Raw genomic sequence first — 13732 nt, 5'->3', positions numbered from 1 at the left:
CGCGCCCGGCGGTGCCTGGATGGGCAGCGGTACCGGTGTGCCGGGGACATCGGGTGGTGCCTCGCCGGGGCGTGCGGCGATCGGGATGCCCGGCGACGGTGGCAGGCCGTTGGGGTTCGGTGGTGAGGCGGCTACGTCGATCGGCGCCGGGAAACTGCCACCGAACGGTCCGACGTCAACACCGGTGCACGGCAACGGGTTCCATGGCCGCGGCAGCGCGTCGGGTGGTGGGGTGTAGGAACACGCCGTTCCGGGTGGGACGGCCGGTCCCGGGTGATCGGGTGTGCCTTCGAGCACCGGCGGCGCGGGCGGTGGTGCGCCGTTGGGGAACCGGGTGCCGTTGGGGTCGGGCCAGCGGAACTCGGGCAGCCCGGCGCTGCGCCAGAAGTTCTCCGGGTCGATGCCGCGCTTCTTGAAGGCGGCGTCGACGAACGGCTGCAAAATCCAATACGGCAGCAGGTTGGCCAGGACGATCTTGAAGTACGGTCCCGACGCCACGGATTCCCCGAGCGATGCGGCGAATTGACTTACATAAGTGAGGGTTCGAGCCAGGTCGTCTTTGCGTTCCACCAACACGTCGCTGATGGCACGCAACTGCTCCAGCACGGGATTGAGGTTCGGGTTGTCGTTGATGAACCCCTGCACCTCGGCCGAGAAGGCGGAAATGTTCTGCAGCAGGACGCCGACGGCGCGGGCGCGTTCGTTGAACGCCGCCAGCAGCGTCTTCGCGTTGACCAACAACCGGTTGATTTGTTCGCTGCGGTCACCGAGGACACCGGCCACTTGGTGGGCCTGAGCGAGTAAGTGTTTGACCTCCTCGTCGCGCTTGCCGATGGTGTCGGAGAATTGGGTCAAACCGTCGAGCGTGGCGCTCAGATGCGGGTAAGTCTGATTGATGGTCTGCGACACGACATTCAGCGACTCCTTGACGGTGTCGATGTCCCAGCCCGTGGCGGCCTTGGTGATGTCGAAGTTCGCGTCGTAAAGCTGGTAGGGCGTGGTGCTTTGGCCCAGTGGCAACATGGCCCCGGGCCGTAACGTCTGGGTTCCCCGCGGCTCGATCTCGAGCACCTTTTTACCCAGGATGGTGTCGGTCTTGATGGCGAGCCGGCTTTCGCTGCCGATGGTGTTCGCACCGATGTTGAACTTGATCACGACATGGTCGCCGTCGATATCGAACCCCTCCACCTTGCCGACGTTCACGCCGGAGATGCGCACCTTGTCGCCCTTATTGAGCTGACCGGTGTCGGTGAACTGCCCGTAGTAACTCGGGCTGGCGAACATCATCGGGATACTGGTGAAGCTCTGGCCGACGGCGACGACGAGCACCAGCACAGTGATGCCCATCAGCCCGACCCGGTTACGGTTGAATTCCGTCAGTGTTCTCATTGCGGCGTGCACCTACCGGTCGGTTGCTGCCAAATCCGAACCGTGCGTACCGGACCGCCGGGCTGCAGGCCATTCCACTTGATGGTGAGGTCGCAGACGTAGAAGTTCACCCAGTCCCCGTAGAGCCCGATGCTGCGTCCGATCAAGTTCAGCGCCGTCGGCGTCTTGTGGATCAGGTCGCCCAGCTGATCGCGTTGGTCGACCAGTGGCTGCTGAAGCGCCTGCAGATAGTTGATCGCCTTGTGCAGCAGAGCGCGGTTGTCCGCGAGCAGGTCGGCCACCGTGCCGGCGGCGTTGCTGATGTTCGCGGTGCCGGCGGCCAGCGGGTCGGCGTGGTGTTCCAGCCCGGTGATCAATCGCTCGAAGTTGTCGATGGTCTGGTCGAATTCCTTGCGGTGCCGAACGGTGGTGTCCAGCACGGTGTTCAAGTTCTTGATCACCTCACCGATGGCCTGGTCGCGTTCGGCGATGTGCGCGGTCGCCTGTGCGGTCTGGTCGAGGATGTCGTTGATCGTGCCGCCCTGGCCCTGGAACACGGTGATGATCGCCGACGCGATGGTGTTGACCTTGTCGGGGTCGAGCGCCCGGAACAGCGGCTTGAAACCACCGAGCAGGGCGTCGAGATCTAGCGCCGGTGAAGTTCGAGACAGCGGGATGAAGCCGCCCGGCGGCAGGACCCGGTCGGCGCCCTCACCCTCGCCGCGCTTGAGCTCCAGGTAGCGGTCGGCAAACAGGTTGAGATAGCGGATCTGCGCGGTCGTCGACTGGTAGAGCGGGATCGACCGGTCCACATCGAAATCCACCAGGACTCGTTGGCCGCCCTCGATCAGCCGCACCGCTTTGACCTTGCCGATCTCCACGCCCGCGGCGCGGACGAACTGGCCGTTTTTCAGCCCGGTGGCGTTGCCGAACTCCGCGTGATAGCTGTTGGTGCTGTTGAAGCGCATCTGAGCGAAGACCACGACGATCGACACAGCGATCAGCAGCAGCACCAGTGAGACGATGCCGAGCTTGATAGCGGAGCCGGTGATTTTCATGGGTTGATCGTGTTGTCTCCGACTTGGCGGCCCCACACGTACTCGATTGCGTACGGCGAGCCGGTGTCTAAGTGGTTGTAGGGGGCGAGGCTGGCGCCGGTGTCCACCACCAGACTTGGCGCCGGCCACAGGTCATGGGTGACGGCCTGCCAGCATCCCGGCGCACCTCCGGGCCCGCCGCGGGCGTTCACCCGGGGCAGATTGTCCGGATACACAAAGGGATTCGGTGCCCCGCCGACTAGTCCGGCCAGTCCGAGGAGCCCCATGGTGGCCGCCGTGCCGGCTAACCCCGGGAGCGTGAGGATGCCCCCCAGGCCTGATGTCAGCTCGGTCATGGTTCTCAACGCGTAGCCGTTGCCGCCGCCCGTCGTCGCATACGCGGCCGGTTCTTCGTCGTAATAGTTCCGGATGGTGCAGAAGATCTCGGGGCTGTAGGTGTCGAGCAGCTGGGCGGTCGGCACCAGATCGGCGGCTCCGCGCTGAAAGTAGGGCCCGCCGCGGGCGAAGATGTCTTCGCCGGTGTTGCCCAACCCGGCCGCGGCCAACAGCGCGGCATCGAGGTCGGCTTCGTGCCGGTGCAGCGTGCGCGCTGTGATGACCGCGTTGTTGAGAGAGTCGAACAGGTCGGGTGCCGCTTTCGCGTAGACGTCGCCCAGGGCCGCCAGCCCTTGAATGTCGTGCCGGATCTGCGGCATTTGCGGATTGATGTCATCGAGGATGGCGTTGGCGTTGACGATCGACTGCCCGAACTTGTCGCCCAAGCCGGTCAAAGCCTGCGCGGCGGCAGCCAGCGTCAGGTTGACCTTGACCGGATCCAGCTTCTCCGTGATGGAGGTCAGGGTCTCGAACAGAGTATTGAACTCCGTTGTCACCGACCGGGCATCAATTACATGCTGCGGTGTGATACGTTGCGGCGTAGGCTTTTTCGGCGAAGTCAACGACACGTACTTGTTGCCGAAGACCGTGGTCGCCTTGATATTGGCGTCCACGTTGGCCGGGATCAGCTCGATGTACTTCGGATTCACGTTCAAGTCGAACTTGGCCACCTGGGTGCCGTCACGTTCGACCTCTGAAATGCTGGCCACCCGGCCGATTTCCACGCCGTTGTAGGTGACCTTCGACCCCGGATCCATCACCAAACCGGCCCGTGGAGCCAGCATCGTCAAACGAGTCGTCGGCGTGAGCCGGCCGCGAAACTGCAACCAGACGACACCCAGCACCACGGCGAAGACCATCAAGAACACCAACGCGGCCGTCCTGTACGGCGGAATGCGTTGCGGGTTCTCTCTGGCGTTCGGGGGCGGGGCTGTCATCGGCGACTACACGGTGAGGTTGAAGTTCGGGGTTTTGCCGTAGACCGCCATCGCGGTGAGCACGACGACCACAACGATCGTGATCAACGACAGCCGCATGGATCGGCCGACCGCTTCACCGACACCGACCGGTCCGCCGGTGGCGGTGTAGCCGTAGTAGCAGTGGGTGGTCATCACGACCACCGCAACCAGGATCACCTCCGCGAATGACCAGCCCACGTCGTTGAGGCGCAGGAACGTGTGGAAGTAGTGGTTGTAGGTGCCGATTGACTGCCCGTAGAGCAAAACCGTGGTGACCTGCTGGGACAGGAAAGCCATGGTCATCGCCAGCCCGTAGAGCGGGATGATGACGATCAGGCCCGCCACTACGCGGGTGGAGGCCAGATAGGCGACCGACCGGATGCTCATCACTTCGAGCGCGTCGATCTCCTCGCTGATACGCATGGCGCCCAGTTCGGCGGTGGCGCCGGCGCCGACCGTGGCGGCCAGCGCCTGGCCGGCGGCGACCGGCGCGACAAATCGCACATTGACCAGTGCGGCCAAAAAGCCGGTGAAGGCCTCGACACCGATATTGCCCAGCGTCGCGTAGCCCTGGATGGCGACCAGCGAGCCCGCGGACAGGGTGATGAAGCCGACGATGGCCGCGGTGCCACCGACCACGGCCATCGCGCCGGTGCCCATCCCCATCTGGGCAACCATGCGCAGCAGCTCTCTGCGGTAGCGATGCATAGCGAAGGGGATCTGCCCGACCGCGGCCATCGCGAACCAGACCATCTGCCCGATCTCGAGCAGTGGCCGAGACGGGACATCCCCGTATCGAACGACCAGAGCGGACGTCCGCGGGAAGCGGACGCGTAGTGCTGCAACCGTGGCCATCTCAGCGGCCTGTCCCGAACCGGACGCCGATGGTCGTCAGTGCCGCGTTGACCGCGAAAAGCGCGATGAAGCACAGCACCACCGTCTCGTTGACGGCAGTGCCCAGGCCCTTGGATCCGCCGCGCACGATCAGCCCTCGATAACACCCGACAAGCCCGGCGATCAGCCCGAACGTCGCGGCCTTGACAAACGCGATCACCACCTCGGGGAGACCGGTGAGCGCCGTCAAGGTGGAGAGGTAGGCACCGCTCGAGACGTTCTGCAGGTAGACGCTGAACAGGTAGCCGCCGCCCAGGCCGACGGCGACCACGAGGCCGTTGAGCAACACCGCGACGATTGTCGAGGCGACGACGCGGGGGACCACCAGCCGGTGGATCGGGTCGATGCCGAGCACCTCGAGGGCATCGATCTCCTCGCGGATCGTGCGCGCGCCGAGGTCGGCGCAGATCGCGGTGCCGCCCGCGCCGGCGACGACCAGGACCGTCACGATCGGGCCGAGCTGGGTGACCGCGCCGATCGCGGCACCGGCGCCGGAGACGTCGGCGGCGCCGATCTCGGCGAGCAGAAGGTTGAGCGTGAAGATGAGCAGCACGGTTTCCGGGATGGACACCGCGATGGTGGGCAGCAGCGATACCCGCATGAGAAACCAGCCATTCCAGATGAACTCGCGCCACTCGAACGGCTGCCGCAGGGCTTTTCCGGTCAGCACGCACATGCGGAAGAACCCGCCGGCCACTTCCGTGCCCGGGCGAATCCTGCTGCCCACCCTGCTGGCGACCGAGTGCGACGTGGTCACCGGCGCCGCCCCAGATGTGACCGGGCAACAAGTCGCGACATCCGAACTGCGTCAAGCGATCGACACATGGTGGTCGGCCGGGGATGGTGACGGCGATTCGCAGGCCGGATCGTCGAGCTGCTGACCGGCGAAAAGCGGTTCACTGCAAAATATTTCGAACGGAATCGGTTGGACGAGCAATTCTGACAGCGCTGCCGTAAGTCTTGGTGCAACGCCGTTCGGTGCCATTCTCGGCACGGCTCGTCACTTGATTCCGGACGCCAGTCTTCCAGGTGATCCTCCCGATCGACACTCTGAGACCCCACCCTTCGGCTCCATGCCACCCTCGGTTGCGCCACGCACCACTATGGCACTAGACCGTACGGTCGGTCAATAGTTTCGGTGGCCGGCGAAGGCCGCGCTAGGGAAACATCCGTCACGCCATCGCTCGCTGCTTGGATTATCTCGGGTTTTAACAGGCTATTTGAGCGTTTACCTGGGAACTGGCGCTCATTCCCTGCGGCAGTGGCCCAAATGGGTTCTAGGTATGAAACCGACCGGCCGTACAGTAGTGGTCTTCGTGGATCGAGCGATCGACAATCGCCGGCGAAGGCCGGCTGGGCACATCAAGCGTGAAGGGGTGCACCAATCCCCCCGCCGCGCAGGGTATTCGCGGTTATACGGTCAGTCCGTCGGACCTTTGACCGAGGCAAGGCATTCGCGCACGACCGTGATGACGTCCGCGGACGGATTCGCCCACTTGCTGAGCCCCAGGCGGTCGAGTAGGAGACCGCCGAGGAACACATCGACAAAAGCGGCCCCGACGTGTTCGGGTGTCTGAGAATCTGCGGGATCGAACCACACCCACATCCATTGCAGCGACCCCCAAAGCTGCAGGGCCGCCAGTTCGACGTCGACGCTTCGGAATACACCGCTCTCTATTCCGCTACGGATCTCGTCAATCGCCAGGGTCTGCAACCGACGGCGCAACTTGCGAGCGTGCCGCATCGCCGGGTCATCGGACAGCTGAACGACCTCGCGCTGGCTTGCCACCGTCGCGTCGCGGGCGACCACTTGTAGCAGTGCGGAGGCGTAAATGATTGCGGCGATGCGCTCTTGGGGTGTGGCAAGTCGAGCCCATGCCATCTGTAGCGCGTCGAGTTGGTGGGCTAGGTGCGTTTCTTCAAGCTCGCGCAACATCTGCGCTTTGGTTCCGAAGTGGTAAACGATGGTCCCCTTCGACATGCCAAGCTCGTCGGCGATGTCGCCCATATTCGTTCTGTCGTAGCCGCGTTCGGCGACATAGCGCACAAACGCGTCGAAGATCTCGCCACGCCTACCAGGTCGGGGCATCGTCCACCCTTCGGCTCAAACTAACCGTACGAACGGTCCATCATAAGCGTCTGGATGTCAAGCTGCGCCACCGGACGCAGACATGCTTCGGCGCGGCCGGCAGCCGTCGCGCCGGTTGGCGCCGCTGGCGATCAGGTTGACAAGTCCTGCAACCTGTTATGAGAAATGGCCCGGCAGAGACCTGCTCCGAGCTCGGTCTGTCGGTTCGGCGGGCTTACAGTGCCCTGGGGCCATCGAACCTATCCGGCGCGGTTACTACATACGTGTTGGCTTTTGCGGCCGGTTTGATCTCACCGGTGGTGTACACAGTCATCAGCTCTCTGCCGTCGCTGTCGACGACACACACATAGGTGTCCGTCTCTGCGTCGTAGTCGAATCTATCCCAGGCCAATAGGAATGCTAAGCAGTTGCCGTCGCGGTCGGCGACGACGAGCTTGTGCACTCCGGACTCCCTCAATAGCTCGGCATCTTGTGCGCGCTGCTGAGGGACCTGGCTGGTGTGGAGAGTGGCGTGTGACATCTGTGTACTCCCTTGGCGCGGGTGTCTCCTTCTAGCCTAGGCTCAACTGCTCAACTAATCCGAGGCTTGCGGGAAACGTTTCTCCCCGGAATACGACGCCGACCAGGGCACTACGGCCCCTCTCGAGGGGCCGTAAGTCGCTTACCCGCAGAGACCCCGATTCGAGGGCATGTCGGGCGGCCACGGTGACGCGTCTCCGCAGGACCCCGGCTTCACTTTGTCGCAACCAGGGTCCGCTATCTTCGGCGGGACTTTCGCGCCAGGGAGGGTGGGGATGACGCAGGAAACCGAGTCAGACGTCAATGGGTCCGCGGCCGCGGTGGACCTGGACACCGTGGCGGCCGCGAAGGAGACGCTCGAGGACTACACCCTGCGGTTCGCGCCACGCAGTTATCGGCGGTGGTCGACGGCGGTAGTTGGCATCTCGGCTCTCGGCGGCATCGCGTACTTGGCCGACTTTGCGATCGGCGCCAACGTCGGCATCTCATACGGCACCGGCAACGCGTTGTGCGGCATTGGGATTTTCGCCGTGGTGATCTTCGCGACCGGATTGCCGCTGGCCTATTACGCGGCGCGCTACAACCTCGACCTGGACCTGATCACTCGGGGCAGCGGTTTCGGCTACTACGGCTCGGTGGTCACCAACGTGATCTTCGCGACCTTCACCTTCATCTTCTTCGCGCTCGAGGGTTCCATCATGGCGCAGGGCCTCAAGCTGGGTTTGCATATCCCGCTCTGGGTCGGCTATGCCTGTTCGACGCTTATCATCTTTCCGTTGGTCATTTACGGCATGAAAGTCCTTTCACAGCTCCAACTTTGGACCACGCCGCTGTGGTTGATCCTGATGGTGGTTCCGTTCGTCTACCTCGTGGTGCGCCATCCGGACTCAATTCACCAGTTCTTCGGTTACGGCGGCCGCGGCGGTGACGGCGCGGTCAACGTCGGCTCGAGTCTGTTGGCGGCGGGGGTGTGCCTCTCCCTGATCGCCCAGATCGCCGAGCAGATCGACTACCTGCGTTTCATGCCGCCACGGACCCCGGCGAATTCGCGCAGCTGGTGGACCTGGATGTTGCTCGCGGGCCCCGGCTGGGTCGTGTTCGGAGCGATCAAACAAATCATCGGCCTGTTCCTGGCGATCTATCTGATCTCCCGTGTTGCGGGGTCCACGTCGGTGGCCAACCAGCCGGTGCATCAATTCCTGTTGATCTACCGCAACTTCATGCCGGGCTGGCTCGCCCTGACGCTTGCGGTGGTCCTGGTGGTGCTCAGTCAGATCAAGATCAATGTGACGAACGCATACTCGGGCTCGCTGGCGTGGACCAACTCGTTCACCCGCGTCACCAAGCATTACCCCGGGCGCGTGGTCTTCCTGGCCGTCAACCTCGTCATCGCGCTCATCATGATGGAAGCCGACATGTTCGCAGTGCTGAACACGATCTTGGGGTTCTACGCGAACTGCGGTATGGCGTGGGTGTTGGCCGTGGCGTCGGACATCGTCTTCAACAAGTACCTGCTCAAGTTGTCACCGAAGGCGCCGGAGTTCCGCCGCGGCATGCTGTACGCCATCAACCCCGTGGGCTTCGGGTCGATGCTGTTGGCCGCGGGACTGTCGATCATCGCCTTCTTCGGTGGCCTCGGCCCGGCGCTGCGGCCGTACTCGCCGTTGGTGGCGATCGTCATCGCGTTGGTCATGCCGCCGATCCTGGCGATCGCGACGAAGGGCAAGTACTACCTGCGCCGCACCCACGACGGCATCGACTTGCCCATGTACGACGAATACGGCAACCCGTCGGCCGTGCAATTGAAATGCCATGTCTGCCATCACGTTTACGAGCGTCCGGACGTAGTGTCGTGCGAGACGCACGACGCGCATGTCTGCTCGCTGTGCTTGTCCACCGACAAACTGGCCGACCACGTGCTGCCGGCCGCAGCTAAGCGCTCGGGCGCCGCTGCGGCCTCCGGCCGATAACGCGGGACGGGGTTCTGGGGCGCGCCGCTACCAACACCACCCCGGCGGCGAACAAGGCGGCGGTCGGCCACGAGTAACGCCCGTCCGGCGCGAAGCCGCCCTGCGCCAATAAGTGCAATCCAACGGCGGCCAGGAGGGCGCCGATCAGCATGGTCGCCTCGGCCAAGCGATCGGGGAGCGGGAGGCCGAAGGTGGGCAGCGGAACCGCGAAGAACCGCCGCTGCCACCAGAGCAGCAGCAACTCGACCGCTGTCACCACGCTGAGGATCGTGATCCACTCCAGCCGGACCAGCCACCACGCCACCGAACCCTCGTGGGGTTGCGGTATCAACCCGGCCGGATAAGCGACGATCGCGACGATGACGACCGGAATCATGTGCCACAGGTAGAGGGCCATCACGTTGGCATTGGCGGTGGACAGCACGCGCTGCACCGGGCGGTGATGCAGGACCCGGTCGAGTGTCGCCGCGAGCGCCATGGCCAGCCCCGCTTGCGTGCAGGCGAACGCCATCATCGCCACCGTCGGGGGTGAGGTGTTCTCGATCGCCTCGCCCGGAACGCCGATCATGCTGACCGGATACGGTCCCACCCGGATAAGCAGCGCCAGAATGACGGCCGAAGCGGCGGCCAGTAGCACCGGTCTGCGGCCGGCCAACAGCCCACCGTGCCAAGCGATCCCAAGCTGGTAGAGCAGGCCCCAGCACAGTAGGTAGTTCAGCGAGCCGACATAGGGGACATGGCCCGCCAGCGAGACGGCATCGACCAACACGACGCCCGCGGCCAGGACCGCCGGCGCCTTGAGTCCCCAACGCCGATGCGCGGCAACGGCAATCGGTGTCAGAGACACCACCAGCACGTACACGGCGAGAAACCACAGGTGCATGGCAACGGCCCAACCCGCGTATTCCATCACCGTGCCCGGCACGTGCCGAGCCTGCAGTACCACCACGACGACCGACACCAGCGCGACATAGACCGCCGTAGGTCCCAGTACCCGAGCCAGTCGGTGCCGAATCCAGTCCTGGCGCGAGAAACTGTCGGCGTCGCGGCGGTGCGACCATGACACCGCACCGGCGTAACCGGCGACGAAGAAGAACACCGGCACCGCCTGGAAGATCCAGGTCAGCCATTGCGTCCACGGCATGTCGAGCAGCGGGTTCTCGCGACCGAATTGCCCGTCGTGGTAGGTCACCGAACCGGCAAGCCAGTGGCCCAGCACGATGAGAACCACACCCGACGCGCGGTAGCAGTCCACCGCCAGATTGCGGGCCGGTCGCGCGGTTTCTACGTCGTCCATCGGATCGCGGCAAAATCGATGCGGTGCACTCGCGCAACGGTACCCGCCCCATGGCGTGAAGTCCCCGCGCGCACAATGACTCCATGAAGCAAGCTCGGCTCGCCAATCTGGAGGTCGGCCGCCTGGGCCTGGGCGCGATGGGCATGTCCGTGGCCTACGCGGGCGCCGGCAGCGACGACGCGGAGTCGATCCGCACCGTTCATCGCGCCATCGACCTGGGCGTCACGCTGATCGACACCGCCGAGGTGTACGGCCCGTACGTCAACGAAGAACTGCTCGCGCGTGCCCTGCAGGGCCGGCGCGATCAGGTCGTGCTGGCCACCAAGTTCGGCCTCATATCCCACACCGGACGCAGCGGCCCGGACAGTAGCCCGGCCAACATCCGCATCGCGGTGGACGGTTCGCTGCAAAGGCTGGGCACCGATCACATCGATCTCTTCTATCAGCACCGCCTCGACCGCGAGACTCCGATCGAAGACACGGTCGGTGCCCTGGCGGAGTTGGTCGATGCCGGAAAGATCGGGCACATCGGCCTCTCGGAGGTCGGCGTGAACACGATCCGGCGCGCTCACGCGGTGCATCCCATCACCGCCGTGCAATCGGAGTATTCGCTTTGGACCCGCGACCAGGAAGAGGCGATATTACCGCTGCTGCGCGAACTGGGGATCGGGTTCGTCGCCTACTCACCGTTGGGCCGCGGCTTCCTCACCGGTGCCATTCGGTCCACCGAGGGGCTGCCCGACGGCGACTACCGCAAGACCAATCCGCGGTTCTTCGACGAGAACTTCCAGCACAACCTGAAGAGCGCGGACGAGCTGCGGAGCATCAGCGCCGACGTCGGCGCCACTCCCGCTCAGGTTGCCCTTGCCTGGCTGTTGGCGAGAGGCCCCGACATCGTCCCGATTCCGGGAACGAAGCGCGTGTCGCGACTCGAGGAGAACCTCGGTGCAGACGCGGTCGAACTGACGCCCGACCAGCTGTCCCGGCTCGACCGACTCACCCCGGCCCAGGGTGGTCACCACGCCGAAGCGCAGATGGGATGGATCGACCGCTGACGGGCGCGGGCGTGCGAGTCATGTTGTGGCGCAGCAACTCCCGGAACTAGTCCGCGGTGGCGAGCGCCGCCGTGCCGTAGTGCTTTTCAATCAGCGTCCACGGGTCGGCGTACGGGCCGCGTCCCTCGAGCCGGCGCTGCACCATCAGGACCGCACGCAAGACCGGGCGCAAGATCGGGCTCAGCAGTCGCACCACGGTCCGCGTGCGGCCCTGTGTCTCGGCGATCCATTCCAGGGTTTGGGACCAGTCGTGCTCCTGAAAGTCGAGCAACGCCTGCGCTTCGGTGGTGTCGTACCAGCCGGTGAAGCTCCAGCCGCGGTCGTCGGCAGGATCGCCGGGCAGGCTGGCCGACGGCCCGAGCCCACCCAGGCCGACGGCTTCCATCAGGCCGTCCTCGAGCTCGCGCTGCGTGAGCACGTACGACTCGTTGCCGCCGATCAGTATCACCTTGCCCGCGATGGTCGCTTCCCGATCGACACCGTTGGCGAAAGCCAGCGCCACGTCTCGGGCATCCACCGCGTGCATGCGGTTGTCGCCTGGCATCGACCGCATCAGGAGCAGGGAGTCGCCGTTGACCGTCGTGTGCGTGTCCGGCGAGATGACCCCGCCCAGGCGAAAGAGCGCGTACGGCAGGCCGCTGGCGCGGATCGCCGCCTCGGCGAGCACTTTGTCCTGACCGTATTGATCGATCGGGTTCACCGGCGTGTCCGGGGTGATCCGCTCCGGCTGGCGGTAGGGGTTGCGCGATCCGTACACCGCGGCGCTGGAGGCCATCAGGAAGAGGGGCGGGCGGGGGAGTGCGGCGCAGGCGGCCAAGAGATTCTCGGTGCCACCGACGTTCACCTTGCGGGCCAGCGCCGGCCTGCGATACGAGAGCGGGGACACGATCGCGGCGAGGTGAACGACCGCCTCGGGCCGATGGGACACGACGAGATCACGCACCGCCTCTGCGTCCAGCAGGTCGGTGTAGGCCGGAATCAGCGTGCCGGGGTACCTGCCGGCGGCCAGCTCGCGCTCGACGGCGACGGTGTTGTCGTTGCGCAGGTCCATCGCGACGACGGTGCGTCCCCGCTCGAGCAGGATCCGCGTGCAACGCTTGCCGACTTGTCCGAACGCACCGGTGACCAAAACGGTAGAGGCGGTCATGGCGTTATCACTGTCCCATCAGTCGGTCGGCGGCTCTGCCGATCGCGCGGCGGATTCGGTCGGAGACGTAGAGCGAAAACACGGGGGTGACGATATCCTCTCGCAGCCGAGTCAGCTTGGAGCTCTTGATGAACCACTGTCCGCCGATCTTCTCGTAGGTCTCGTGGTAGTGCCCGTAGCCAAACAACGTCACCCCGGGTCCGAACCGGACGACGTCCTGCAGGGCCCACACTCCACGCGCGGTCGTCGCCGACGTGAGTGCGATTTCGGGGGCATGCACCTGGTGCGCGGTGGCCTGCGCCGGCCGCCCGAGCGCCTTGCGTGTGAACGCCACGAATTCGTCCGCGCCCTCGACCACCTTGCCGCCGGCTTCGGCCGTGTCGCTGACGAAGTCGTCGGTGAAGACGGTGCGCCAAGCCGCCCAGTCCTTGGTGTCGAGGTTCCGGCAATAGCGGGCCTTGAGCTGCTTGATGGATTCGATGGCCAGCAGGGTGGCGGTGTCCGCCTCGGCCACCACGTCCTCCGCGCGCTCGGTCATTGCGGCTCGATTCTGTCCCTCTGTGTCCCGGCGTGACGTTTCACTGGCGAAGTGTAAACCTCTCAACCTTTGAAGTAGACGACCTGATGGGTGGTGGCCAGCAGGGCGCCGTCTCGCGTCCACACCTGTGCGCTCTGGTCGAAGTACCCGCGGGTGAAGCGGTTGGCGTGCGCGGTGCACAGGACGAAGTCACTTCCAGAGCGGGCGAGTTGGTGCTGATCGGCGTGGAAGTACGTCGTCAGCGAGATCGTCCCCGACGGGACGAAGCCGCCGCGCCGCAGGAACGCCCGCGGGTAGAAGATGTCGCACAACGCGGCCAGTGCCGGATAGTCGACGGGGCGCCGCGCGGCGTCGCGCACCCACACGGTGGTCGTCGACGAGGGGCTCGGCTGCCCGCCACCGATCCGGGCCTCGTTCGCTGGACGACCCTCTATGACATGCGGTTCGCCGAAGGCCCCATGCC

Annotated in this window: 13 protein-coding genes; 2 read left to right on the top strand and 11 right to left on the bottom strand. The window is 65.0% G+C overall.

The genetic code is table 11. The features are described from left to right. The 7 genes from A5711_RS07990 to A5711_RS07960 all read right to left on the bottom strand — a co-directional run. Window positions 1-1389, bottom strand: a 1389-nt coding sequence (locus tag A5711_RS07990) for a virulence factor Mce family protein (RefSeq protein WP_067945235.1), incomplete at its 3' end; no start/stop codon positions are given. Continuing rightward, window positions 1386-2426 (bottom strand): virulence factor Mce family protein, encoded by a 1041-nt coding sequence (locus tag A5711_RS07985; protein ID WP_067945233.1) that lies wholly within the window; start codon window positions 2424-2426, stop codon window positions 1386-1388. The genes A5711_RS07990 and A5711_RS07985, both read right to left, overlap by 4 nt. Further along, the gene (locus A5711_RS07980) at window positions 2423-3739 is read right to left on the bottom strand and encodes an MCE family protein (RefSeq protein WP_067945231.1); all 1317 of its coding nucleotides are present in this window, start codon (window positions 3737-3739) and stop codon (window positions 2423-2425) included. The genes A5711_RS07985 and A5711_RS07980 overlap by 4 nt, the downstream gene beginning before the upstream one ends. 6 nt (window positions 3740-3745) lie before the next feature. Further along, the gene (locus A5711_RS07975) at window positions 3746-4615 is read right to left on the bottom strand and encodes an ABC transporter permease (protein WP_067945229.1); all 870 of its coding nucleotides are present in this window, start codon (window positions 4613-4615) and stop codon (window positions 3746-3748) included. Window position 4616: 1 nt separating this feature from the next. Next, the gene (locus tag A5711_RS07970) at window positions 4617-5330 is read right to left on the bottom strand and encodes an MlaE family ABC transporter permease (protein WP_369806105.1); all 714 of its coding nucleotides are present in this window, start codon (window positions 5328-5330) and stop codon (window positions 4617-4619) included. Window positions 5331-6074: 744 nt separating this feature from the next. After that, window positions 6075-6743 (bottom strand): TetR/AcrR family transcriptional regulator, encoded by a 669-nt coding sequence (locus A5711_RS07965; protein WP_067945227.1) that lies wholly within the window; start codon window positions 6741-6743, stop codon window positions 6075-6077. A 214-nt stretch (window positions 6744-6957) separates the two neighbouring features. Beyond that, window positions 6958-7185, bottom strand: coding sequence for a hypothetical protein (locus A5711_RS07960; protein WP_231972048.1), 228 nt, complete (start codon window positions 7183-7185; stop codon window positions 6958-6960). 352 nt (window positions 7186-7537) lie between these two features. On the opposite strand from A5711_RS07960, the gene A5711_RS07955 reads away from it, so the two are divergent. Beyond that, a complete protein-coding gene (locus tag A5711_RS07955) occupies window positions 7538-9232 on the top strand; it encodes a cytosine permease (RefSeq protein WP_067945223.1) in 1695 nt (564 codons plus the stop codon). Here the strand turns inward: A5711_RS07955 and A5711_RS07950 are convergent. Beyond that, the gene (locus A5711_RS07950; protein ID WP_067945221.1) at window positions 9195-10529 is read right to left on the bottom strand and encodes an acyltransferase; all 1335 of its coding nucleotides are present in this window, start codon (window positions 10527-10529) and stop codon (window positions 9195-9197) included. The genes A5711_RS07955 and A5711_RS07950 overlap by 38 nt on opposite strands. An 83-nt stretch (window positions 10530-10612) precedes the next feature. Between A5711_RS07950 and A5711_RS07945 the strand changes: the two genes are divergently transcribed. Continuing rightward, the gene (locus A5711_RS07945; protein WP_067945219.1) at window positions 10613-11584 is read left to right on the top strand and encodes an aldo/keto reductase; all 972 of its coding nucleotides are present in this window, start codon (window positions 10613-10615) and stop codon (window positions 11582-11584) included. Window positions 11585-11630: 46 nt separating this feature from the next. Here A5711_RS07945 and A5711_RS07940 read toward each other — a convergent pair whose 3' ends face one another. The 3 genes from A5711_RS07940 to A5711_RS07930 form a co-directional block, all read right to left on the bottom strand. Continuing rightward, complete coding sequence (locus A5711_RS07940) at window positions 11631-12731, bottom strand: NAD(P)-dependent oxidoreductase (RefSeq protein WP_067945217.1); 1101 nt, start codon at window positions 12729-12731, stop codon at window positions 11631-11633. 7 nt (window positions 12732-12738) lie between these two features. Then, a complete protein-coding gene (locus A5711_RS07935) occupies window positions 12739-13269 on the bottom strand; it encodes a nuclear transport factor 2 family protein (protein WP_067945216.1) in 531 nt (176 codons plus the stop codon). 62 nt (window positions 13270-13331) lie between these two features. After that, window positions 13332-13732, bottom strand: a 401-nt coding sequence (locus tag A5711_RS07930; RefSeq protein ID WP_197520757.1) for an acyl-CoA thioesterase II, incomplete at its 5' end; no start/stop codon positions are given.

The sequence above is a fragment of the Mycobacterium sp. E2238 genome, from assembly GCF_001672665.1.
Classification (GTDB): domain Bacteria; phylum Actinomycetota; class Actinomycetes; order Mycobacteriales; family Mycobacteriaceae; genus Mycobacterium.
This window is presented reverse-complemented; position numbering and strand designations above follow the sequence as displayed.

Coding starts and splice junctions, on each gene's coding strand:
- A5711_RS07985 (WP_067945233.1), bottom strand. CDS start 2,426: ATGAAAATCACCGGCTCCGCTATCAAGCTCGGCATCGTCTCACTGGTG.
- A5711_RS07980 (WP_067945231.1), bottom strand. CDS start 3,739: ATGACAGCCCCGCCCCCGAACGCCAGAGAGAACCCGCAACGCATTCCG.
- A5711_RS07975 (WP_067945229.1), bottom strand. CDS start 4,615: ATGGCCACGGTTGCAGCACTACGCGTCCGCTTCCCGCGGACGTCCGCT.
- A5711_RS07970 (WP_369806105.1), bottom strand. CDS start 5,330: ATGTGCGTGCTGACCGGAAAAGCCCTGCGGCAGCCGTTCGAGTGGCGC.
- A5711_RS07965 (WP_067945227.1), bottom strand. CDS start 6,743: ATGCCCCGACCTGGTAGGCGTGGCGAGATCTTCGACGCGTTTGTGCGC.
- A5711_RS07955 (WP_067945223.1), top strand. CDS start 7,538: ATGACGCAGGAAACCGAGTCAGACGTCAATGGGTCCGCGGCCGCGGTG.
- A5711_RS07950 (WP_067945221.1), bottom strand. CDS start 10,529: ATGGACGACGTAGAAACCGCGCGACCGGCCCGCAATCTGGCGGTGGAC.
- A5711_RS07945 (WP_067945219.1), top strand. CDS start 10,613: ATGAAGCAAGCTCGGCTCGCCAATCTGGAGGTCGGCCGCCTGGGCCTG.
- A5711_RS07940 (WP_067945217.1), bottom strand. CDS start 12,731: ATGACCGCCTCTACCGTTTTGGTCACCGGTGCGTTCGGACAAGTCGGC.
- A5711_RS07935 (WP_067945216.1), bottom strand. CDS start 13,269: ATGACCGAGCGCGCGGAGGACGTGGTGGCCGAGGCGGACACCGCCACC.